Below are 22,111 nucleotides of genomic sequence, written 5' to 3' on the forward strand. Positions count from 1 at the left end.
TCGACCGGCGCCGGTCGATGCTCCTGGGGGCACTGGAGGAGACCGCGCCCCACGTCCTGATCACCGAGCTGTTCCCCTTCGGCCGGCGGGCCCTGGCGGGCGAGTTCCTGGCTCTGGTCGAGGCCGCGCGTGCCCGGACGCCGCGCCCGCGCGTCCTCGCCTCGATCCGCGACATCCTGGTGGCGCCGGAGAAGCCCGGACGCGTGGCCGAGGCGCATGCGCGGGTCGCCGCCCTCTACGACGGGGTGCTGGTGCACGCCGACCCCATGCTCGCGCCCCTCGACGCGTCCTGGCCGGTCGATGAGGCCTTGGCTGAGCGGCTGCAATACACCGGCTACGTCGACGAGGGCGGTCCCGTGCCCGCTGTCGCGCGGCGCGCCGGCATCCTGGTCTCCGCCGGATCGAGCGCCGCGGGGCTCGGGATGCTCGCCGCCGCCGCCGGGGCGGCCCGGCTCCGGCCGGACCTCGGCTGGCGCATCCTGGCCGGGCACGGCGTTCCGGAGGCGGATGTCTCCGCGCTCGCGGCCGGGCTGCCCCCCGGCACGGTGGAGCGGGCGCGGCCCGATTACCGGGCGCTGCTGGCCCGGGCCGCGCTGGCGGTGAGCCAGTGCGGCTACAACACCGCGGTCGATCTTCTCGCCACGGGCACGCCCGCCGTGCTCGTCCCCTTCGAGGCCGGCCGCGAGACCGAGCAGCGCCTGCGCGCCGAGCTTTTCGCGGAGCGGGGCCTGGCGCGGGTGGTGGCCGAGGCCGGGCTCGACGCCGACGCGCTGCTGCGGGCGATCGCGGAGGCGCCACGCGCGCCGCTGCCGCCGCACGGGCTCGCGCTCGACGGGGCGGCGCGGACGGTGGCGCTGGCGGAGGCCAGGAAGGGCACACCGTATCCCCAACTCCTCCCTCCCCCCTGTGCGGGGGAGGGTGGGCCGGCCGTCAGGCCGGGTCGGGAGAGGGGACCCCAGATTCAGGTCGGGGCGCGGCCTTCATGCAGGGCGCAGCCCGACCCTGCACCGTCGCTTCCCTCTCCCGCCTCGCTTCGCTCGGCACCCTCCCCCGCAGAGGGGGGAGGGAGAACCACGCTCGACCGTCTGCGCGTAGCACTCGATGCGCGCGCCGAGGCGGGCGCACCTGTCTCGGTCTGGTGGCGGGACGACGACGCGGTCGCGGCCACGCCCGCCCTCGACCGGCTGCTCGCTTTGAGCGAAGCCTGCGACGCCCCGCTCCTCCTCGCCGCGATCCCGGCCGGCATCGCCCCCTCGCTCGGGCCCCGCCTCGACGCCGCGCCGGGCGTGCGCCTCGCCGTGCACGGGCTCTCCCACGCGAACCACGCGCCCCCGGGCGAGAAGGCGTCCGAGTTCGGCCCGCACCGCCCGCCCGCCGCGCTGGTGGCCGATGCCCGGGAGGGCCTGCGCCGCGCCCGCGAGCACCTGCCGGAAGACGCCCTGCTGCCGGTCTTCGTGCCGCCCTGGAACAGGCTGGCGCCCGATCTCGCCGCCGCGCTGCCGGATCTCGGCTATGCCGGCCTCTCCGCTGCCCCGCCGCGGCAGGCGGCCCCGGACCGGCCGGATCTCGTCCGCGCCGACATCCACATCGACCCGATCGACTGGCGCGGCACCCGCTCGCTCGCCGATCCCGAGCGCCTGGTGGACAACCTCGTGGCGCGGCTCGGAGCCGGCGATCCGGTCGGCATCCTCACCCACCACCTCGCCCACGACGCGGCGCTCTGGGCCTTCCTCGAAGCCCTGCTGCCGCTGCTCTTCGGTCATCCGGCCGTGACGGTTCTGGATCCGCGACACCTGTTCGCCCCTCCGCCCGTGGACGCGGGCGCCGCGCCGTGGTCTCGTCGGCAGGCGAGGGCTTCGTGACGCCGCTTCTCTCGATCCGCGACCTGAGGGTCGCTTTCCGCACCGAGACCGGGCCGTTCGAGGCGCTGCACGGCCTCTCCCTCGACGTGATGCGCGGGCGCACGTTGGCCCTCGTCGGAGAATCGGGCTCCGGCAAGTCGGTGACCGCCCAGGCTGTCTTACGCATCCTCCCCCGGTCCGCTGCGATCACGGGCGGCCGGATCCTGTTCGAGGGGCAGGACCTCGCGGCGCTCCCGCCCGACGGTCCGGCGATGCGGGCGGTGCGGGGCGACCGCATCGCCATGATCTTCCAGGAGCCGATGACCTGCCTGTCGCCGCTCCATACCATCGGCGACCAGATCGGCGAGGCGCTACGCGTCCATACCGGCGCCTCCGCCCGCGAGGCGGCGGCCCGCACCCAGGAGGCGCTGGCCCATGTCGGCTTCCCCGATCCCGAGCGGGCCCTTCGCACCTACCCGTTCGAGCTGTCGGGGGGGCTCCGCCAGCGCGCGATGATCGCGATGGCGATTATCCTGAAGCCCGCCCTGCTCATCGCCGACGAGCCGACCACCGCGCTCGACGTCACCACCCAGGCCCAGATCCTGGCGCTGCTGGCCCGCCTCCAAGAGGAGGACGGCATGGGCATCCTGCTGATCACCCACGATCTCGGGGTGGTCGCCAACATGGCCCACGACGTGGCGGTCCTGTACCGCGGGCGCCTCGTGGAGGCCGGCCCGCGCGAGGCGGTGATGCGGGCGCCCGGCCACGCCTATCTGCGAGCCCTCCTCCACGCCGTGCCGCGCTTCGACATGGGCCCGGGCGAGCGCCTCACCCCGATCCGCCCGGCCCGGGCGGCGATCCCTGAGGCCCGCCCGCCCACCCGCGCCGCCGGCCCGATCCTGCGGGTCGAGGGCGTCTCCAAGACCTTCACGCTGCGGGCCGGCCGCGTCTGGGAGAAGCCCCGGCTGGTGCGTGCCGTCTCGGACGTGTCACTCTGCCTGGAGCCCGGCCGGACGCTGGGGCTCGTGGGCGAGTCGGGCTCGGGAAAGACCACCGTCTCGAAGATGATCATGCGGGCGCTGAAGCCCGATGCCGGCCGCGTCCTGTTCGACGCCGGCTCCGGCCCGCGCGACGTGCACGCGCTGGCGGATGCGGACCTGTTCGCCTACCGGAGGCAGGTGCAGTTCGTGTTCCAGGACCCCTACGCCTCCCTCGATCCGCGCCTCAGCGTGCGCCAGATCCTCGCCGAGCCGATGGAGATCCACGGCGTGCCGGCCCCGGAGCGCCGGGCCCGCGCCCGCGAGCTCCTGGCGATGGTGGGACTGGAGGCGGACGCGCTCTCACGCTTCCCGCACGCCTTCTCGGGCGGCCAGCGCCAGCGTATCGGCATCGCCCGGGCGCTCGCCCTGGAGCCGCGCCTCCTCGTCCTCGACGAGCCGGTCTCGGCGCTCGACGTGTCGGTCCAGGCGCAGGTGCTGAACCTCCTGAAGGATCTCCAGGCGGCGCTGGGCCTGAGCTACCTCATCGTCTCCCACAACCTCGCGGTGATCGACTACATGGCCGACACGATCAGCGTGATGGCCCGCGGGCGGATCGTCGAGGAGGCGCCGCGCGCCGCCCTCTTCCGCAACCCCGCCCATCCCTACACGCGGGCGCTGCTCGCCGCGGTGCCGGATCCGAGCCTCGACCACCCGCTCGACTTCGCGGCGGTGACGGGCGACCACTCGGACCCCGCCCGCTGGCCGGAGCCCTACCGGCTCGGCCTCGACGAGGCCGGCACGATGGTGGCGGTCGAGGACGGGCACCGCGTCCGCCACGGCGCCGCTTCCGGCAGGCGGGCCGCCTGATGCCGCGCCTCATGGAACGCCTGCGCCGCCGCTGGCTCGGGCCCCTGTTCGACCGGCTCGGCTACGACCTCGTGCCGGCGACGCCCGACTGGGCGCACCGCCCCGTCTCGCCCCACGAGGTCGAAGAGCTGCTCGGCAACGCCGCCGCGCAGCTCGCCGCGGACCTCGCGGCGGCCGGCATCCCCTGCCGACACGACGTGCGGGCGCTGGTGGGCGAGTTCTGGGACCTGATCCCGCGCGCGCCCGTGCGGCAGCGGCGGGGCGGCTCCGGTTTCAACGGGGCGCTCCAGCTCTTCGTGCTGATGCGGGCGCTGGAGCCCGACCATGTGATCGAGTCGGGGGTGTTCCGGGGCCTCACCACCTGGGTGATCCGGCAGGCGCGGCCCGACGCGCGGATCTTCTGCCGCGACCCCGACCTCTCAGGTCTCCAGTACCGCGACCCGGGGGCGACCTACTGCACGCAGGACTGGTCGACGGCCGACTGGTCCGCCCTCGACCCGGCCCGCACGGTGGCGTTCTTCGACGACCACGTCGCCCAGGCGCGCCGGGTGGTGGAGGCGCGGGCGCGCGGCCTCACTCGGCTCGTCTTCGACGACGACGCGGCCGGCCACCGCATCCACACCCATGGCGGCCCGGCGCACCCGACCATCGCGATGGTGCGGGCGCTGCACGAGACGGGGCCGGCCCGCCGCGAGCCGATCCGCTGGCAGCGCAACGGCCGGGTCTTCGAGCAGCCGGCCGACGACCCGCTGGTGCGCAAGGCCGCCCGCCTGATCGCCCGAGCCCACGCCTTCGACGACCTGCACGGGGCGACGGGGTATTCGCCCGCGCGGCTGACCTACGTGGCGCTGCACCCGGAGGGCGGCGGATGAGCGATCCGACGACGCGCGCTCTCCCTCCCCCCTCTGCGGGGGAGGGTACCCTGCGAAGCAGGGGGGGAGGGGGGATACCAGCTTCAGGATCAGGCTCTGCCCTTCATGCAGGGCACAGGCCCACCTTGAAGCGTTCACCCCTCTCCCGGCCCTTGCTGACGCGAGGGCCACCCTCCCCCGCAGAGGGGGGAGGGGGATCCGGCGTGTCGCGCCGCGCCCTCCTGGCCGGCCTCGCGCTCCTGTTCGCTCCGCGCCGCGCCGGCGCACAGGAGCTGCCCGAAGCGCCCCTCGTCGTGGATCTCGTCGCCCGCGGCCGGCGCCTCGGCCAGGCCGGCGGTGCGGTTCGCACGCTGATCGCGAAGGCGCGGGACGTGCGCTACCTCTCGGTCTACGGCTACACCCGCCTCGTCGGCTACGACGCCGACCTCAACCTGCAGCCCGACGTGCTGGAGAGCGTGGCCGTCGAGGGCGGGCGCTTCACCCTGCGGCTGCGCGCGGGCCACCGCTGGTCGGACGGGGAGCCCTTCACGGCCGAGGATTTCCGCTACTACTGGGAGGACGTCGCCAACGACCGCGACCTCAGCCCCGGCGGGCCGCCGGACTTCCTGATCGTCGAGGGCAAGCCACCCGCGGTCAGCTTCCCCGACGCTCGCACGGTGGTCTACGCCTGGGAGCGGCCGAACCCGCGCTTCCTGCCGGCGCTGGCGGGCCCGCGCGACCCGCTGATCTACCGGCCGGCCCATTACCTCAAGCCGTTCCACCCCCGCTACGTCGGGCGCGAGGCGGCGGATGCGGCCGCCAAGGCGCAGAAGCTGCGCGGCTGGGCGGCGCTGCACAACCGCCTCGACGACAATTTCGAGCTGAACAACCCGGACTGCCCGACGCTGCAGGGCTGGCGGCCCCGCACGCGGGCGCCCGCCACCCGCTTCGTCTTCGCGCGCAACCCGCACTATCACCGCGTGGACGCGGCCGGCACGCGGCTGCCCTACATCGACACGATCCTGATGGACGTGGCGTCGAGCGGGCTTCTTGTCGCCAAGACCAACGCGGGCGAGGCGGACCTGATGTTCCGTGGGCTCGCGATGAACGACATCCCGAGCCTGCGCGAGGGCGAGCGCGCGCACGGCTACCGCACCCATCTCTGGCCGCTGGCCCGCGGCTCCGAGATCGCGCTCTACCCGAACCTCACCACCCTTGATCCGGTCTGGCGCCGGCTCAACCGCGACCTGCGCTACCGCCGCGCGCTGTCGGCGGCGATCGACCGCAGGACGCTCAACAACACCCTGCTGTTCGGCCTCGGCACCGAAGGCAACGACACAATCGTGCCGGAGAGCCCGCTGTTCAGGCCCGAGATGCGCAGCCTCAACGCGGCCTACGATCCGGCCGAGGCCGCCCGCCTCCTCGACGCGATCGGGCTCACCGGGCGTGATGGGTCGGGCATCCGCCTGATGCCGGACGGGCGCGCGCTCGAAGTCGTCGTCGAGAGCGACGGCGAGGCGAGCCTGATCCTCGATGGCCTGATGCTGATCGGCGAGTTCTGGCGGGAAGTGGGCATCCGCCTCGTGGTCAAGCCCCAGGAACGGACGAATCTGCGCCGCCGCTCCATGGCTGGGATGACCGTGATGGTGGCAGCCCAAGGGCTCGACCTCGCGGCGCCGACCGCGATCATGCCGCCGACCGGCCTGAGCCCGGCGCAGCCCGATCACTACGCCTGGCCGCGCTGGAGCCTGAACCTGGAGCGCGGCGGCGCCGGCGGCGAGCCCTGCGACGTCCCCGCGGTCGAACGCCTGATCGCCCTCGACCGGGAGTGGAGCATGAGCACCGATCCCGCGCGGCAGGGCGAGATCTGGCGCGAGATGCTGATGAACCACGCGCAGAACCAGTGGGTGATCGGCACGGTGGCGGGCGCGCTCCAGCCTGTGGTGGCCGCCAACCGCCTCGCCAACCTGCCGGACCGGGCGCTGTATTCCTGGGAGCCGACGGCGCTGATCGGGGTGCAGCGGCTGGACGAGGTGTTCTGGGACAAGGCGGCGGGCGGGAATGCCGCCGGTGCGGTGGGTGGAGGGCGGGGGTGATGGCGCCACATCCTCGGGTGCATGACCAAATCGCAGCGCTCGCCCTCCCCCCTCTACGGGGGCGGGCGAGCGCGCGGAGCTCCCGGAGCACCCCGTGACGGGCCTCGTTCTGCGCCGCCTCGTCACGATGGCGCTGACGCTGCTGCTGATCTCGGCGCTCGTCTTCTTCGTGATCAAGCTGCCCCCGGGTGACTACCTCTCGAACCGCATCGCGGAACTCCGCGCGGGCGGCGAGGCAGCCTCCGTCGCCAAGGCCGAGCTGCTGATCCGCCAGTACGGCCTCGATCGGCCGGTCTGGCAGCAATACCTGATGTGGGTCGGGCTGATGCCGGGGCCGGCGGGCTTCGCCGGGCTCCTCCAGGGCGACTGGGGCTGGTCCTTCGAGTACGACCGGCCGGTGGCCGAGGTCGTCGGCGACGCGCTCTGGCTCACCCTGGTGGTGAACGTGGCCGCCCTCGTCTTCGTCCACGCGGTCGCGATCCCGATCGCGATCTACTCGGCGACCCACCGACACTCGGCGGGCGACGCGGTCGTGACCGTGCTGGGCTATGTCGGCCTCGCCGTGCCGGGCTTCCTGCTCGCCCTGATCCTGCTGTTCTACGCCAACCGCTGGTTCGGCCTCTCGATCGGCGGCCTCTACGACGCGGGCTTCACCGGCAAGCCCTGGGACGGGGCGAAGGTCCGCTCGCTCCTGGCCCATCTCGTGGTGCCGACGCTGGTCATCGGGCTCGGCGGCACCGCCGCGATGATCCGGCGGATGCGGGCCAACCTGCTCGATGAGCTTGCCAAGCCCTACACGGTCACCGCGCGGGCCAAGGGCCTGCCCCCGATGCGCGCGCTCCTCAAGTACCCGTTCCGGATGTCGCTGAACCCGTTCGTGGCCGATATCGGCAACCTCCTGCCCCACCTCGTCTCGGGCTCGGTGCTGGTCTCGCTGGTGATGAGCCTGCCTACCGTCGGCCCGCTGCTGCTGGACGCGCTGCGCACCCAGGATCAGTTCATGGCGGGCTTCATCCTGATGTTCGTGGCGGCGCTGACGCTCGTCGGCATGCTGATCTCCGACCTCGTGCTGGTCTGGCTCGACCCGCGCATCCGGCTCGGGCTCCGCTGATGGTGGCCCATTTCGTCGATCCGGTCCCCTTCGATCCGGATGCCGGCCGCGAGGGCGACCGCGACGCGCCCTCGGCCCGCCGCCTGTTCGTGCGCAAGTTCCTGCGCCACCGCCTCGCGGTGGTCTCCGGGCTGATCCTGCTCGTCCTCTACGCCAGCGTGCCCTTCGTGGAGTGGCTCGCGCCCTACGGCCAGGCCCGGCGCAACGGCGATTTTCTCTACGCGCCGCCGCAGGGGCTGCACCTGTTCCACGAGGGCCGCTTCATCGGGCCCTTCACCTACCCGTACCGCGCCGAGCTCGACCTCGAGACCTTCCGGCGCAACTACGTGATGGACCGCAGCCGCCCGCAGCCGCTCCGCTTCCTCTGCCGCGGCGACGGCTATCTCTGGTTCGGGCTGATCCCGGGCGAGCGCCACCTCGTCTGCCCTCCGGAGGGGGGCACGCTGTTCCTCGTCGGCACGGACCGACTCGGGCGCGACATCCTCTCGCGCATGATCTACGGCACCCGTATCTCGCTCGTGATCGGCCTCGTGGGCGTGGCGATCTCCTTCGCGCTGGGCCTGCTCTTCGGGGGGCTCGCCGGCTATTTCGGCGGGGTGGTGGACGCCGCCATCCAGCGCCTGATCGAGCTGGTGCGCTCGCTGCCCGAGCTGCCCCTCTGGCTCGCGCTCTCGGCGGCGCTGCCGCCGAGCTGGAGCCCGCTCTGGGTCTTCTTCGGTATCACCGTGATCCTCGGGCTGCTCGACTGGCCGGGGCTGGCGCGGGCCGTGCGCGGCAAGCTGCTGGCGCTGCGCGAGGAGGATTTCGTCGCCGCCGCCGAGCTGATGGGCGCCTCGCCGACGCGGGTGATCGCCCGGCACCTGATCCCGAACTTCATGAGCCACCTGATCGCCTCGGCGACGCTGTCGATTCCCGGCATGATCCTGGGCGAGACGGCCCTATCCTTCCTGGGGCTCGGCTTACGGCCCCCGGTGACGAGCTGGGGCGTGCTGCTCAATGAGGCCCAGAACCTCGCCGCCGTGCAGCTCTACCCGTGGCTGCTCGTGCCGGTCCTGCCGGTGCTCGTCACCGTGCTGGCCTTCAACTTCCTGGGCGACGGCCTGCGCGACGCCGCCGATCCCTACCACTGAGACCTGCTGCATGGACGATCTCGCGGACGCTCTGGCCCGCCGCCTCGCCGAACGCAGCGCCACGGTCGGTGTGATCGGCCTCGGCTATGTCGGGCTGCCGCTGGCGCTCGCCGCCGTGCGGGCGGGCTTTCCCGTCACCGGCTTCGACATCAATCCGGACCGGGTGGCGCGGATCAACGCGGGCGAGCCGGTGATCAGCCATCTCGACACCGCGGCCATGCGCGCCGCGCTCGCCACCGGCCGCTTCCGGGCGAGCACCGACATGGATGGCCTCGGACGCTGCGACGCGGTCCTGATCTGCGTGCCGACGCCGCTGACGCCGCAGCGGGAGCCCGACCTCTCCTACATCCGCGCCACCGCCGCCGATATCGCTCGCACGCTCAGGCCGGGGCAACTCGTCGTGCTCGAATCGACCACGTGGCCCGGCACCACCGAGGAGGTGCTGAAGCCGATCCTCGAAGCCAGGGGCCTGACGAGCGGGCGCGAGATCTTCCTGGCCTTCTCGCCGGAGCGGGAGGACCCGGGCAACCGCACCCACACGCTCGCCACCGTGCCCAAGGTGGTGGGTGGCGACGGTTCGCTCGCGCGCGACCTCGCCGACGCGCTCTACGGCGCGATCGTGGCCCGCACCGTGCCGGTCTCGTCGACCGCGACGGCCGAGGCCGTGAAGCTCACCGAGAACATCTTCCGGGCCGTCAACATCGCGCTCGTGAACGAGCTGAAGGTCGTCTACGACGCGATGGGCATCGACGTCTGGGAGGTGATCGAGGCGGCGGCCAGCAAGCCCTTCGGCTACATGCCGTTCTGGCCGGGCCCGGGGCTCGGCGGCCACTGCATCCCGATCGACCCGTTCTATCTCACCTGGAAGGCGCGGGAGTTCGACGTCGCCACCCGCTTCATCGAGCTCGCCGGCGAGGTGAACCGCGGGATGCCGCGCTACGTGGTCGAGCGGCTGGCGCTGGCCCTCGACCGGCAGCGCGGACGGCCGCTCGGCGGCGCTCGGATCCTGATCGTCGGCGTCGCCTACAAGCGCGACCTCGACGACATGCGCGAGAGCCCGGCGCTGAAGCTGATCGCGCTCCTGGAGGAGCGGGGCGCGGTGATCGCCTACCACGATCCGCTCGTCCCCGAGATCCCGCCGAGCCGCGCCCATCCGGGCCTGACCGGGCGCCGCTCCGTGGCGCTGACCGCCGAGGCCTTGCAGGCCTGCGACGCGGCGCTCGTCGTCACGGATCACGAGGGAGTCGACTACGCGCTGATCGCCGCCGAGGCGCCGCTGGTGGTCGACACCCGCAACGCGCTCGCCCGCCACGGCCTGGCGGGCGGGCACATCGTGAAGGCGTGAGACGTGATCTCTACCTCTCCCGTGGAGGCAGGGCGATCACATATGGCCAACCCCGTCTCGGATTCCGCCCGAGCCGCGCACCGCGCCCTGCCCGCGGCGGGAGGAGGGTGGGCGCCGCCGCTCAGCGCTCCGCCCGGATGCGCTCCAGCAGCCCCGGATCGGCGTAGCCGTCCGGCGTCAGGCCGGACGCGGCCTGCCAGGCGCGGACCGCCGCCCGCGTCCGCGGACCGATCTTGCCGTCCGCATTCCCCACCGCGTGGCCGCGCTCGATCAGACGCGTCTGCAGATCGCGGATCTCGGAGACCGTCAGCGCGCGGTCGCCCCGCGGCCAGTCGCGGGCAAAACCCGGCTCGCCCCGCAGGCGGTCGGCGAGGTGCCCCACGGTGAGCGCGTAGGCCAGCGCCGTGTTGTAGCGCAGGATCGCCCGGAAGTTCGGCCGCAGCAGGAAGGCGGGCCCGCGCGCGCCGGCCGGCAGGATCAGGACGGCGCGCCCCTCCGGCTCGGCGAAGGTCCCGCCTCGGGGCGGGCGCAGGCCGAGGCCGGTCCAGTCCGCGAGGCTGCGCTCGGTGGTCTCGTCCGCGAGCGCGTGATCGAACCCCTCCGGCAGCGCGACCTCCAGGCCCCAGCCCTCGCCGGGCTCCCAGCCGGATTCGCGCAGGTACTGCGCCGTCGAGGCGAGGGCATCGGGGGCCGAGCGCCAGATGTCGCGCCGCCCGTCGCCGTCGAAATCGACGGCGTGTGCGAGGTAGACGCTCGGCATGAACTGGGTGTGCCCCATCGCCCCGGCCCAGGAGCCGAGGAGCGGGTCGGGCCCGTCGCCGGACTCCGCTATCCGCAGGGCGGCGACCAGCTCGTCGCGCCAGTAGCCGGCGCGGGTGCCGTCGCCGCAGGCGAGGGTAGCCAGCGCGCGCAGCACCGGCGCCTCGCCCATCGCGCCGCCGTAGTTCGACTCGACGCCCCAGAAGGCCGCCAGGACGTGGCGGTCGACGCCGTAGCGCTGCTCGATCGCCGCGAAGGTCGGCGCAAGGTCGCGCAGGCGCGCCTGCCCCTCCGCGACCCGCGCCTCGGTGACGGCGGCGTCGAGATAGGCCCAGATCTGCCGCACGAACTCGGCCTGCGCGCCGGTCGCCGCGAGGATCGCCGGATCGGGCGAGAGCCCGTCGAGCCGGGCGGCGACCCGCGCCGGATCGAGCCCAGCCGCCCGCGTCCGCGCGTCGAGCCCGGCGCGGCACTCCGCCGGCAGGCGGTCCGCGATCGCGGATGTCGGCTCGGAGGGCGTCTGGGCGCCGGCGGGCCAGGGGGCGAGCGCGAGGAGCGCGACGGCAAGTCTCGCATGACTCAGTCCCGCATGGCTCGTCCGTCCGGCCCGATGCCGCGTCCGGTCGCGCATGTCCCGCTCTCCCTATCGCCGCAACCGGTTGCCCAGCACGAAGCCGAACAGACCCATCAGGATGATGCCGACCGCGCCCTGGACGCCGACGAGCAGGTTGGCGATGCGGCCGGTGGGCTTGATGCCGATCTCGGGTGGGTTCGCCGTCATCATGTTGAGGGCGCTGTAGCTCATCAGGTCGAGGGGATTGTAAGTTGCCCGGCCCTCGCCCTCTAGGATCATGCCGCCGGTCAGGCCGTAGAGCACGCCGAAGACCAGGATCACGATCGCGAAGGCGCGGGCGATGCGCGAGAGGCTCTCGCCGTAGTCGCAGAGCCACTCCACGAAGCGGTCGGCCACCCAGCGGTAGCCGTGCTGCACGAGGGCGCGGGGCGCCCGGGCCGTCCAGGCGGCGCGGGCCTGGACCCCGGCCTGCATCCGGCCCATCCGGCGCCCGCGCTTGTAGGCCCAGCTTGCCGCGTCGTGGCTGCCGATGCTGCGCCAGTTCTGCTCCAGGGCGAGGTAGCTTGCCTGCGCGGCCTCGTAGGCCCCCGCCACCTCCTCGCCCACCGCGCCGCCGAGCTGCTCGACGCGCATCCGCGTGCCGGTGACGAAGGCGCCCGCGAAGCGCGCGTGGGTCAGCCGACAGGTGGCGAGGTTGAGCCGCACGAGGCTCGTGTCGGAGAAATCCGCCCCCGAGAGGTCGGCCCCGTCGAGCTTGACCCCGGCGAGGTTCGCGCCCCGCAGGCGCGAGCCGACGAGCCGCGCCTTGGTCAGGCTCGCGCCCTCGAAATCGGCGTGGGTGAGGTTGACGTCCGAGAGGTTGGCCTCGTCGAGGCGGGCTTGGCGGAAGTTGGTGTAGTCGGCGTCCGCCCCCGTGAAGTCCGCGCCCCAGAGGTCGGCGCCCGCGAAGTCCGCGCCGTCGAGGAGCGCCTTGCGGAAGTTGGCGAAGCGCATGGACGCCTCGCCGAACCGGGCATCCTCCAGCATGGCCTCGGCGAAGCTGACCTGCCCGGCCACGGCCCGGCAAAAATCCGCGCCGCTGAGGTCGGCCTCGGCCCAATCGGCTTCCTCCAGGTTCGCCCCCGCGAAGCGGGCCGAGCGGCCGACGACACCGCCGAGCCGCGCGCGGTGCAGGTTCGCGCCGGAGAGGTCGGCCGCCTCCAGCTTCGCTCCGGTGAGGTCGCGCCCGGCGAGCGCGAGGCCGCCCCAGTCGGCATCCCACCAGGGCGCGGAAACCACCGGATCGACCAGTGGCGCCAGCACCTCGCGGCCGAGGGCGGCGCGGGTCAGGTCGAGACCGGGCGCGCCCGCGCCGATCTGGTCGAGAAGCGCGGCGCGGCGCCCGTCCGGTGCGGTTTCGGTCATCGGTGCGAGGCCGTGGGGGTCCGGAGCGAGAGCCCGCACGCGGGCGGCCCAGCTTCCTTGCCGGGCCGCGGCTCCCGCGTCCAGCGTCCCGCTCAGGCGCCGCCGGTCGCGGCCTCCGGTACCGCGGGGGTGACGCGCACCGGGATCGCCTTGGCGGCCGGGGTCTTGGCCTGCGCGTCGTGGTGCCAGAGCGGGATCAACACGTTCATCTCCGGGTAGTAGCCGCCGCAATTGCCCTCCGGGATGTCGTACCGGACCACGCGCAGGCCCCGCACGACGCGGGCGACATCGTCGTCGGCATCCGTCGACACATCGACCGTCTCGCCGTCCGCCAGCCCCAGGCGAGCGAGGTCGTTCTCGTTCATGAACAGCACCTTGCGCGTGCCCTTCACCCCGCGGAAGCGGTCGTCGTAGCCGTAGACCGTGGTGTTGAACTGGTCGTTCGAGCGCAGCGTGATCAGGTCGATCACCGAGCGGTCGGAGCGCGGCATGTCCGGGTCGGCCTCGAGCCCCGGCGGCACGATGAAGTTGGCCTTGCCGGTCTTCGTCTCCCACTTGCGGTCGCGGGCGGCGAGCGGCTTGTAGAAGCCGCCGGGCTCGAACATGCGCTTGTTGAAGTCCCGAAACTTGTCCGGGTAGGTCGCCTCGATGCTGTCGCGGATCCGCGAATAGTCCGCGACCCAGCCGTCCCAATCGACCTTCGGGTTCGGCGCGAGCACCGCCTTGGCGATCTCGGCGACGATCCAGGGTTCGGAGCGGACGTGCTCGCTCACCGGCTCTGAGACGCCGCGCGAGCCGTGGAACGCCGAGCAGGAATCCTCCATCGAGACCGCCTGCGGCCCGCTCGCCTGCCGGTCGATCTCGATCCGGCCGAGGCAGGGCAGGATGTAGGCGATCTCGCCGCGCACCAGATGCGCCCGGTTGAGCTTGGTCGAGACCTGCACGGAGAGGCGCAAGCCCCGCCACGCCTCCTCCATCCGGGCGGTGTCGGGCACGGCCCGCACGAAGTTGCCGCCCAGACCGATGAAGGCCCGCACGCTGCCGTCGAGCACGCCCTCGCAGACCTCGACCGTGTTGAGGCCCTTCTCCCGCGCCGGCTCGAAGCCGTACTGCTCGGCAATCTTATCGAGCGGCACCAGTTCCGGCTTCTCCGAGATGCCGACCGTGCGCTGGCCCTGCACGTTCGAGTGCCCGCGCACCGGGCAGATGCCGGCCCCGGGCCGCCCGATATTGCCGCGCAGGAGCAGCAGGTTGACCAGCATCTGCACCGTCTCGGTGCCCTTGCGGTGCTGGGTCAGGCCCATGCCGTAGATGCCGATGGTGCTGCGCGCCCGCATGTAGACGCTGGCCGCCGCCTCCAAAGCCTCGCGCTTGAGGCCCGAGCGGCTCTCCAGATCGGCCCAGGCCTGGGCGTCGCAGAAGCGCACGAAGTCGGCCAGCCCGTGGGTGTGCTCCTCGATGAAGGCGACGTCGATGATGCGGGGCCGGCCGGCATCCAGGGCATCGCGGTCGGCGGCCAGGATCGCCTTGCACATGCCGGTGATCGCCGCGAGGTCCCCGCCCGCCTTGACCTGATGGTACTGGGTCGAGATCTGCGTCGAGCTGTTGGTCAGCATCTCCAGCGGCGCCTGCGGGTTGGTGAAGCGCTCCAGGCCACGCTCGCGCAGCGGGTTGAAGGTGATGATCGGCACGCCGCGCCGCCGCGCCTCCTGCAGCGGGTGCAGCATCCGGGGCGAATTGGAGCCGACGTTCTGGCCGAAGAACAGGATCAGGTCCGTCGACTCGAAATCCTCCAGCCGCGTGGTGCCGACCGGCACGCCGATCGATTGCGGCAGGGCCACCGAGGTCGATTCGTGGCACATGTTCGACGAGTCGGGCAGGTTGTTGTTGCCGTACATCCGCGCCAGCAGCGCGTACATGTAGCTCGTCTCGAGCGAGGCCCGGCCCGAGGCGTAGAAGACGACAGATTTCGGGTCGAGACCTTTGAGCTCCCGGCCGATCTCCGCGAAGGCCTCCGCCCACGCGACCGGCACGTAGCGATCGGTCTGGGGGTCGTAGCGCATCGGGTGGGTGAGCCGGCCCTGCTCCTCAAGGTCGTAGTCCGGCCAGGAGAGGAGTTCGGTGACGCTGTGCTCGGCGAAGAACGCGGGCGTGGCGCGGCGCCTGGTCTGCTCCCAGGCTGTCGCCTTGGCGCCGTTCTCGCAGTACTCGAAGGCGAGGGGCTTGGCGGGCTTGGCCCAGGCGCACGAGACGCACATGAAGCCGTCCGGCTTGTTCTGCTTCATCAGCATCGCTGCGCCCGAGGCCGGGATCTGCTCCCGGGTCAGGATCTCCGCCAGGGACTTGGCCGAGCCCCAGCCGCCCGCCGGTCCCTCGTAGGCTTCGATCTTCTGGTCGGTCATCGGACACGCATCCCTTCACCGGTCCGCAAACGCGGCAAATCGGTTTCAGGATGCAACGCGCGCGTCGCGCGGAGGATCAAAGGCCGCGGTGTCGCGCCGAGACCCTGGCGCGCGGCCGCCGGATGGAGGAGGATGACCTGCCGACAACCGGCACGGGGAGTGGAATCATGGCGAGCGTCGACGTCGAGATGGTGAAATGCGCCTGCCCGGACTGCGTCTGCGTGGTCTCGGTGTCCAAGGCGGTCGAGCGCGAGGGCAAGGCCTTCTGCTGCGACGAGTGCGCCGAGGGACACCCGGACCATGCCGGCTGCGAGCATGCCGGCTGCACCTGCCACGGCTGAGGCCGCCGCGGCCGCTCAGAAGCGGGCGGTCAGGAACAGGCGGACGTTGCGGCCCGGCAGCAGGATCTCGTCCTTCTTGAACGAGGCCGCGTTGCGGATGTCGGCGTCGAGCAGGTTGCGGCCCTGCAGCCCCAGTGTGACCTCGCTCGCGCCGTAGAGGGCCGGGTCGAGCGGCTTGGTGTAGCTGAGCTCGGCCCGCAGGTCGTCGTAGCCGGCTGTCGGGGTCTCGTTCGGAGCGGTCCGCGTCTGCGCGAAGGCGTGCAGCAGGTTCACCCGGGCGAACCAACCGTCGGCGCGTAGGTAGACGCCGCCGCCGATCCGGTAGGGCGGGATGCGCGGCACGTTGGTGCCGTCGTCGAACTTTGCCCGCACGGCGTCGAACTGGCCCTCGATGCCGAAGAAGCCGTTGCCGACCGGGATGGCATCGTACTGGCCGATCAGCTCGGCGCCGTAGAAGGTCGCGTTCTGCTGCGAGTAGACGACCTGGCGCAACTCGTCGCCCGCGCCGCAGCTCGCGAAATCGTCGTCGCAGAGGAGGCCGGTCAGGCGCTTGTAGATGAAGCCGGTGTAGCGCGTGTAGAAGCCCGTCGCCTCGAAGCGCAGCGGCCCGAGGCCGTGGCGGATGCTCGCCTCGACGGTGCGGGCGCGCTCCAGGCGCAGCCGCGGGTCGCCGATCTCGAAGGTGGCGGTGGCGTCGTGCGGCCCCTGCGAGAACAGCTCGTAGCCGGTCGGCGCCCGCTCCACGTAGGAGCCGGTCACGCTGCCGACGAAGCCGTAGGGCAGATCCTGCAGCAGGCCGAAGCTCGCGCTCTTCGGCGCGAAGCGGCGGGTGAGCGCGTAGCGCAGCGGATCCTCGCCCTCGACTGGCAGGTAATCGGCCGGGAACTGCACGGCGGTGCTGCGCAACCGGTCGCCCTCGATGCGGCCGGCGGCCTGGAGCCGCGTGCCCGGCACCACCTCCAGCTCCTCGAACAGGTACACGGCGTTCGCCCGCGAGTCGGTTCGCGGCAGGAAGCTCTCCAGCTGCGTGTTGATCACCCGCCGGTCCGCCTGCACGCCGATGGCGCCGGTGAGCTTGCCGAAGCTCGTGAAGACGGGGACGTGCTGCGCCTCGACCCGGACCTCGGCCTCGCGGTTCTTGAAGATCGCCTGCTGGCCCTCGCGCCCGTCCTCGCCGATGCCGATCTCGTCATGGCGGTAGACCGAGTAACCCGCCCAGTAGCGGATCACCTCGAAGGGGCCGTCCAGCGGCCGGTACTCGCCGCGCGAGATCACCCGGTCCTGATTCGGGGTCAGCCGCGTGCGCGCCTCCTCGGCCTCCCCGCCCGGGATCGCGTAGAGCGCGTTGTAGTGGCTGAAGGCGATGCCGACGAAGCCGCGGTCGCCGATCGCCGAGATGCCGACCGAGCCGCCCTCCGACGCATTGTAGGAGTTGCGCTGGATGCCGCCGGGGATGGCGTAGCTGTCGGCGGCCGTCTTGAAGCCGTCCGCGTGGACCGCGATGCCGTCCAGGCCCGCATCGACGGTCGCGGCGCCGAGGCGCCCGTTATCGACCGTGGAGTAGCCCGTCGTGACCTGGCCGGTGACGCCGTTGGCCGGGATGAAGGTCGGCACCCGGTTGTTCTCGGCCGAGACCACGCCACCGATCGCGCCCGAGCCGTAGCGGAGCGTTGCGGGCCCGCGGATCACCTCCAGCCGGTCGGCCACCAGCGGATTGACCGGCACCGCGTGGTCCTCACCGAGATCCGAGACGCCGCCATTGACGATGCCGTTCTCCTGGATGCGCACCCGGGCGTTGTCGAGGCCGCGGATGATCGGCCGCGAGGCCGCGCCCGGCGCGTAGGTCGAGGACGAGATGCCGGGCCGGTCGAACAGCGCGTCGCCGAGCGTGCGCGGCTGGTCGCGGGCGATCTGGTCGCGGGTCACGACGGTGACGGGCGAGAAGGTGTCGGTGACGACCGGCAGCACGCCGATGCCGCCGACCGCGCTCGCGGCGGCCGGCGGCGCCTGCACCGGACGGACCGCCTGGACCGGGCTCGGCGAGGTGACGCTGATCTCGTCGAGGGTCACGGCCTGCTGCGCCCGCGCGCCGGCGGCGAACGGCACGATCAGGCAGAGCGGGGCTGCGCCGGCAGCGAGGCGGTGACGGAGACGCAAGGTCGAGGATCCCGGAACGCGTGACAGTATAACGCTGCACGTCCGAGTGAGAGGTCGCAACCGGGTTGTCGGCGCGGATGAGCGATCGTGCGGATTAGTAACGTTATTACAACACCGTCTCGAGCGGGTTGCGCGTCGGAAGGACGGCGCCCGTGGTCGGCCCCGCTGTGTTCGGCTTTCCGGAATTGCGGCGTGGGCCGATCCGGAGGATCCAAGCCCGGGGCGCTGCCCCGGGACCCCGCCTACGGGGCACGCCCCTCGGAGATCCCAGGATCTAGAGTGCCGGCAGCCCGCTGCCGTTGAGGCCTGGGGCCTCAGCCTCGTCGTCCTCGGCCTCGATCTCCGCGTCGGCCTCCGTCTCCTGGCCGGAGACGCCCGCGGCGTCCGCGAGGTTGCGGGCGGCCTTGCGCAACAGCTTGCGCAGGCGCCGCCGCTCCTTGTTGTCGAACCCGTCGAGCAACTCGGCCTCGACCTCGTCCCAGATGCGCTCGATCGCCTCGGCCTTGGCGAGGCCGGCCTCGGTCAGGCGCACCCGCACGATCCGCCCGTCCCCGGCCTCGGCCCGGCGCTCCACGAAGCCGAGGGCGGCGAGCCGCGAGATCGTCTTCGAGGCTGTGGGCGGGCGCACCCGCAGGGTCGCGGCGAGATCGCCCATCGTCATCGTGCCGGCGGCGGCCAGCGCCTGCACCACCTGCTCCTGACCCGCGAAGAGGTTGAGGCTCGCCAGCCGGTCGCCGATGCGGCCGCGGTGGAGGCGGGCGGCTTGGACCAGCGCCCAGCCGACGCTCTTCTGCCCCGGCGGCCGCAGGCGGCGGCCCGCGGGCGACTCCGCCTTCGCGCCGGCCTTGCCGCGTTTTCCCTTGCCGTTCACGGGACTGCCCAAACTCGCGTCGTCCGGCGCGATTGCCGAACGTTCGTCCGCCGCCGACATCGTGCACCTCGCTCGCCCGGCTTCCAAGGGCCGGCTGTCGAGCCGGTTTCCAAGCACGTTCGCCCGAGCCTCCGGAGAGGAACAGGGACGCGCAGGGCCAGCCTGTGGCGCGCGAGCGTGAAGCTGCGATGACAGCGGGCGCGAAGGATGCCCGCGCCCAGCGGAAAACCCCGCCTCAGCAGGGCATCAGGCTCTTGAGCCGGTCGAGGATCTCGTCGCCGCTGCAGGGGCGGGCAATGAACTGCGCCCCGGGCGGCATGCGCTCCGGATCGGGCGCGGCGCGCCCGGAAACGATCAGGATCGGCAGTTTCGGCCGCGCTTCGGCCACCGCATTCGCCAGCTCGAAGCCGTTCGTCTTACCCGACAGCTCGACGTCGGTGACGAGCCCGCAGATGTCGGGCCGGGCCTGCAGGATGCTCAGCGCGCGCTCGGCCGAGGCGCACTGGACCGTGTCGTATCCCCCGTCCTCGAGGACGTCGCCGAGATCCATGATGGTGAGCGCCTCGTCCTCGACGAGGAGGATCACCGGCCGGTCGTCCTGAGAGATCGTCTGCTCACTCGACACGATGCGCACCTCCCGCGTTCCGTCCGGCCCCGCCCGAACGGCCGGACGCTGTGCCAACGGGCAAACCCGGCCCGGGTTGCAGCCCGTTCATCAACGATTCAGGGAAGCTGGGCCGACCGCACCGCCTCCGCCACGCTCTCGCGGAGCGCGGCGAGCAGGTGGTCGAGGTCGTCCGGGCCGATGGTCAGGGCGGGCGTCAGGTAGACGATGTCGCCGAAGGGGCGTACCCAGACGCCGCGGGCGACGAGGTCGGCCTTGAGCCACGCGAGGTCGGGGACGCGCGCGAACTGCACCGCGCCGATCGCCCCGAGCACCCGCACGTCGGCGATGCCCGGCAGGCGCGCCAGGGGCGAGAGCCCGTCGTGCAAGCGTGCCGCGATCGCCCGCGCTTGGTCGAGGCGGGGCTCCTGCTCGAACAGGTCGAGGCTGGCATTGGCGGCCGCGCAGGCGAGCGGGTTCGCCATGAAGGTCGGCCCGTGCATCAGGGCGGCGGCCGGGTCGTCCGACCAGAAGGCCTCGAAGATCTCGGTGGTCGCCACCGTGGCGGCGAGGGCCATCGTGCCGCCGGTGAGCGCCTTCGACAGGCAGAGGATGTCCGGCACGATCCCCGCCTGCTCGCAGGCGAACAGGGTGCCGGTACGCCCGAAGCCGGTGAAGATCTCGTCGCAGATCAGCGGCAGGCCGTGCCGGCGGGCGAGGCGGGCCACGCGCGCCAGCACCTCCGCCCCGTGCATCACCATGCCGCCCGCGCCCTGCACCAGGGGCTCGACGATCACGGCCGCGAGTTCGCCCCGGTGGCGGCCGAGCGCCGCGTCGAGGTCCGCCTCCTGCTCGGCCGTGCGGGGCAGATCGCAGAAGACCTGGGTCGGCAGGTAGGCGCCGAAGCGGCGGTGCATGCCCTCCTCGGGGTCGCAGACCGACATCGCCCCCATCGTGTCGCCGTGGTAGCCGCCCCGGAAGGCCAGCACCCGGCTCCGCCCGACGACGCCCCGGTTGAGCCAGAGCTGGGCCGCCATCTTCAGCGCCACCTCGACGGCGACCGAGCCGGAATCGACCAGGAAGACGTGGTCGAGGTCGCCCGGGAGCAGGGCGGCGAGCCGCGCGGCCAGCCGCTCGGCCGGCTCATGGGTGAGGCCGCCGAACATCACGTGCGGCATCCGGGCGAGCTGGTCGGACACGGCCCCGGCGATGTGCGGGTGATTGTAGCCGTGCACCGCCGTCCACCACGAGGCGATGCCGTCCACGAGCGCGCGCCCGTCCGCCAGCACGATCCGGCTGCCCCGGGTCGCGACCGCCTCGAGCGGCGCCGAGGCGCCCTTCATCTGCGTATAGGGGCGCCAGAGATGGCGGCCGGACCGTGTCGCGCGCATCGGACCGGGATGGTGCCGGGGGCACGTCGGGTCAAGGCCGCCCTTGACATCAGCGCGGTGCGCGGCGCCATGACGGCCCATGCTGAGCCTCGACACCTTCGCGCAGGGGAAACTCGACGCCCTCGACGAGGCCGCGCTGCGGCGGCGCCTCGTGCCGACCGAGCGCGGCCCGGAGGCCGCGGCGGAGCGGGGCGGGCGCCGGCTCGTCTCCTTCTCCTGCAACGATTACCTGGGCTTGAGCCATCACCCGCGGGTGATCGCGGCGGCGCAGGACGCGGCCGCGCGCTACGGTGCCGGCTCTGGCGGCTCGCGGTTGGTGACGGGCAACCACCCGCTCCTGGGCGCGCTCGAAGAGCGGCTCGCCCGGCACAAGGGCAAGGCGGCGGCGCTGGTCTTCGGCAGCGGCTACATGGCCAATCTCGGCATCACCCCGGCGCTCGCCGGACGCGGTGATCTCGTGCTGCTCGACGAGCTCTCCCACGCCTGCATGTGGGCGGGCGCCCGGCTCTCGGGCGCGCGGGTCGCCACCTTCCGCCACAACGACGTCGGCGACCTCGCCCGCGTTCTCGACGCCGAGCGGGCTGCCCACAGCCGCTGCCTGATCCTCACCGAGCGCGTCTTCAGCATGGACGGCGACCGGGCGCCGATGGGCGACATTCTGGGGCTGGCCGAGCGCCACGACGCCTGGACCCTGGTGGATGACGCGCACGGGCTCGGCGTCGCCGAGGAAGGCCCGCGGGCACCCCTGGAGATGGGAACCCTCTCGAAGTCGCTCGGCTCCTACGGCGGCTATCTCTGCGCCTCGCGGCCCGTGATCGACCTGCTGACGAGCCGCGCCCGCAGCTTCGTCTACACCACCGGTCTGCCGCCGGCCTCCGCGGCGGCGGCGCTGGAGGCCCTGGCGATCTTGGAGGCCGAGCCGGCGCGCCGGGCGCGGCCGCTGATGCTCGCGCGCCGCTTCACGGCCCGGCTCGGCCTGCCGGAGGCGGAGAGTGCGGTGGTTCCGGTGCTCGTCGGCGAGGCGGAGGCGGCGCTCGCCCTGTCGCGCACGCTGGAGGAAGCGGGGTTCCTCGTGGTGGCGATCCGTCCCCCGACCGTACCGCCCGGCACCGCGCGCCTGCGCGTCGCCTTCTCGGCCGCGCACGACACGGCGCAGGTGGACGCGCTGGCCGAGCGGATCGCGGCGCTCACGGGGCGCTGAGAACGGGCATTAGCGACCGAACACGCGTCCCGCCCTCGGTTGGAGGGTTGTGACCGCCCGATACAAAAAGACCCGGTTCTCGCGAACCGGGTCAAGGTCTCAAGTCTCAAGCCCGTTCGCGCAGCCGTGCTGGGACGGCTGTTGGCTGCGCGCAAGGACAGGAGTTCAGAAGTCGCGCTGGACGCG

16 protein-coding genes are annotated in these 22,111 nt (G+C 72.7%); 9 read left to right on the plus strand and 7 right to left on the minus strand.

Features of this window, described 5'->3' with window-relative positions; all coding sequences use genetic code 11:
• From MFF54_RS09045 to MFF54_RS09075, 7 genes are all read left to right on the plus strand, one after another.
• A partial coding sequence (locus tag MFF54_RS09045; protein ID WP_238302278.1) for a glycosyltransferase occupies nt 1–1,862 on the plus strand: 1,862 nt, incomplete at its 5' end.
• Nucleotides 1,859–3,688, plus strand: a complete 1,830-nt coding sequence (locus MFF54_RS09050) for an ABC transporter ATP-binding protein (RefSeq protein ID WP_238302279.1) — start codon at nt 1,859–1,861, stop codon at nt 3,686–3,688. The genes MFF54_RS09045 and MFF54_RS09050, both read left to right, overlap by 4 nt.
• On the plus strand, nt 3,688–4,560 hold the full coding sequence (locus MFF54_RS09055) for a hypothetical protein (RefSeq protein ID WP_238302280.1): 873 nt from the start codon (nt 3,688–3,690) through the stop codon (nt 4,558–4,560). The genes MFF54_RS09050 and MFF54_RS09055 overlap by 1 nt, the downstream gene beginning before the upstream one ends.
• 152 nt (nt 4,561–4,712) lie before the next feature.
• Nucleotides 4,713–6,635, plus strand: coding sequence for an ABC transporter substrate-binding protein (locus MFF54_RS09060; protein WP_284286825.1), 1,923 nt, complete (start codon nt 4,713–4,715; stop codon nt 6,633–6,635).
• A 94-nt stretch (nt 6,636–6,729) separates the two neighbouring features.
• The gene (locus MFF54_RS09065; protein ID WP_238302282.1) at nt 6,730–7,746 is read left to right on the plus strand and encodes an ABC transporter permease; all 1,017 of its coding nucleotides are present in this window, start codon (nt 6,730–6,732) and stop codon (nt 7,744–7,746) included.
• Nucleotides 7,746–8,876: an ABC transporter permease gene (locus tag MFF54_RS09070; protein WP_238302283.1), complete on the plus strand. Its 1,131-nt coding sequence runs from the start codon at nt 7,746–7,748 to the stop codon at nt 8,874–8,876. Before MFF54_RS09065 ends, MFF54_RS09070 begins: the two co-directional genes overlap by 1 nt.
• Before the next feature lie 10 nt (nt 8,877–8,886).
• Complete coding sequence (locus MFF54_RS09075; RefSeq protein WP_238302284.1) at nt 8,887–10,221, plus strand: nucleotide sugar dehydrogenase; 1,335 nt, start codon at nt 8,887–8,889, stop codon at nt 10,219–10,221.
• Nucleotides 10,222–10,342: 121 nt separating this feature from the next.
• Here MFF54_RS09075 and MFF54_RS09080 read toward each other — a convergent pair whose 3' ends face one another.
• The 3 genes from MFF54_RS09080 to MFF54_RS09090 all read right to left on the minus strand — a co-directional run bounded on the left by MFF54_RS09080 (nt 10,343) and on the right by MFF54_RS09090 (nt 15,360).
• Nucleotides 10,343–11,611, minus strand: coding sequence for a lytic murein transglycosylase (locus MFF54_RS09080; protein ID WP_238302285.1), 1,269 nt, complete (start codon nt 11,609–11,611; stop codon nt 10,343–10,345).
• Between the two features lie 12 nt (nt 11,612–11,623).
• Entirely contained in the window at nt 11,624–12,958 is a 1,335-nt protein-coding gene (locus MFF54_RS09085; protein WP_238302286.1) for a pentapeptide repeat-containing protein, read from the minus strand.
• Nucleotides 12,959–13,050: 92 nt separating this feature from the next.
• Nucleotides 13,051–15,360 (minus strand): FdhF/YdeP family oxidoreductase, encoded by a 2,310-nt coding sequence (locus MFF54_RS09090; protein ID WP_238302287.1) that lies wholly within the window; start codon nt 15,358–15,360, stop codon nt 13,051–13,053.
• A gap of 167 nt (nt 15,361–15,527) precedes the next feature.
• On the opposite strand from MFF54_RS09090, the gene MFF54_RS09095 reads away from it, so the two are divergent.
• Nucleotides 15,528–15,701, plus strand: a complete 174-nt coding sequence (locus tag MFF54_RS09095) for a metallothionein (protein ID WP_238302288.1) — start codon at nt 15,528–15,530, stop codon at nt 15,699–15,701.
• A gap of 15 nt (nt 15,702–15,716) precedes the next feature.
• Here MFF54_RS09095 and MFF54_RS09100 read toward each other — a convergent pair whose 3' ends face one another.
• From MFF54_RS09100 to MFF54_RS09115, 4 genes are all read right to left on the minus strand, one after another.
• Entirely contained in the window at nt 15,717–17,807 is a 2,091-nt protein-coding gene (locus MFF54_RS09100) for a TonB-dependent receptor (protein ID WP_238302293.1), read from the minus strand.
• Between the two features lie 325 nt (nt 17,808–18,132).
• Nucleotides 18,133–18,789, minus strand: coding sequence for a MarR family winged helix-turn-helix transcriptional regulator (locus MFF54_RS09105; protein ID WP_238302289.1), 657 nt, complete (start codon nt 18,787–18,789; stop codon nt 18,133–18,135).
• Between the two features lie 175 nt (nt 18,790–18,964).
• Nucleotides 18,965–19,354, minus strand: coding sequence for a response regulator (locus tag MFF54_RS09110; protein ID WP_238302290.1), 390 nt, complete (start codon nt 19,352–19,354; stop codon nt 18,965–18,967).
• Nucleotides 19,355–19,452: 98 nt separating this feature from the next.
• Nucleotides 19,453–20,724 carry an adenosylmethionine--8-amino-7-oxononanoate transaminase gene (locus MFF54_RS09115; RefSeq protein WP_238302291.1) on the minus strand — a complete coding sequence of 424 codons (1,272 nt, stop codon included), beginning with the start codon at nt 20,722–20,724 and terminating at the stop codon, nt 19,453–19,455.
• Nucleotides 20,725–20,803: 79 nt separating this feature from the next.
• Between MFF54_RS09115 and MFF54_RS09120 the strand changes: the two genes are divergently transcribed.
• Entirely contained in the window at nt 20,804–21,925 is a 1,122-nt protein-coding gene (locus MFF54_RS09120) for an aminotransferase class I/II-fold pyridoxal phosphate-dependent enzyme (RefSeq protein WP_238302292.1), read from the plus strand.
• The last annotated feature ends 186 nt before the right edge of the window (nt 21,926–22,111 follow it).

The organism is Methylobacterium gregans, assembly GCF_022179245.1.
GTDB lineage: Bacteria > Pseudomonadota > Alphaproteobacteria > Rhizobiales > Beijerinckiaceae > Methylobacterium > Methylobacterium gregans.

What these genes read in the sequence shown, in the direction of transcription:
- MFF54_RS09055 (WP_238302280.1), top strand. Translation starts at nt 3,688, where the DNA reads ATGCCGCGCCTCATGGAACGCCTGCGCCGCCGCTGGCTCGGGCCCCTG.
- MFF54_RS09070 (WP_238302283.1), top strand. Translation starts at nt 7,746, where the DNA reads ATGGTGGCCCATTTCGTCGATCCGGTCCCCTTCGATCCGGATGCCGGC.
- MFF54_RS09075 (WP_238302284.1), top strand. Translation starts at nt 8,887, where the DNA reads ATGGACGATCTCGCGGACGCTCTGGCCCGCCGCCTCGCCGAACGCAGC.
- MFF54_RS09080 (WP_238302285.1), bottom strand. Translation starts at nt 11,611, where the DNA reads ATGCGCGACCGGACGCGGCATCGGGCCGGACGGACGAGCCATGCGGGA.
- MFF54_RS09085 (WP_238302286.1), bottom strand. Translation starts at nt 12,958, where the DNA reads ATGACCGAAACCGCACCGGACGGGCGCCGCGCCGCGCTTCTCGACCAG.
- MFF54_RS09090 (WP_238302287.1), bottom strand. Translation starts at nt 15,360, where the DNA reads ATGACCGACCAGAAGATCGAAGCCTACGAGGGACCGGCGGGCGGCTGG.
- MFF54_RS09095 (WP_238302288.1), top strand. Translation starts at nt 15,528, where the DNA reads ATGGCGAGCGTCGACGTCGAGATGGTGAAATGCGCCTGCCCGGACTGC.
- MFF54_RS09105 (WP_238302289.1), bottom strand. Translation starts at nt 18,789, where the DNA reads ATGTCGGCGGCGGACGAACGTTCGGCAATCGCGCCGGACGACGCGAGT.
- MFF54_RS09115 (WP_238302291.1), bottom strand. Translation starts at nt 20,724, where the DNA reads ATGCGCGCGACACGGTCCGGCCGCCATCTCTGGCGCCCCTATACGCAG.
- MFF54_RS09120 (WP_238302292.1), top strand. Translation starts at nt 20,804, where the DNA reads ATGCTGAGCCTCGACACCTTCGCGCAGGGGAAACTCGACGCCCTCGAC.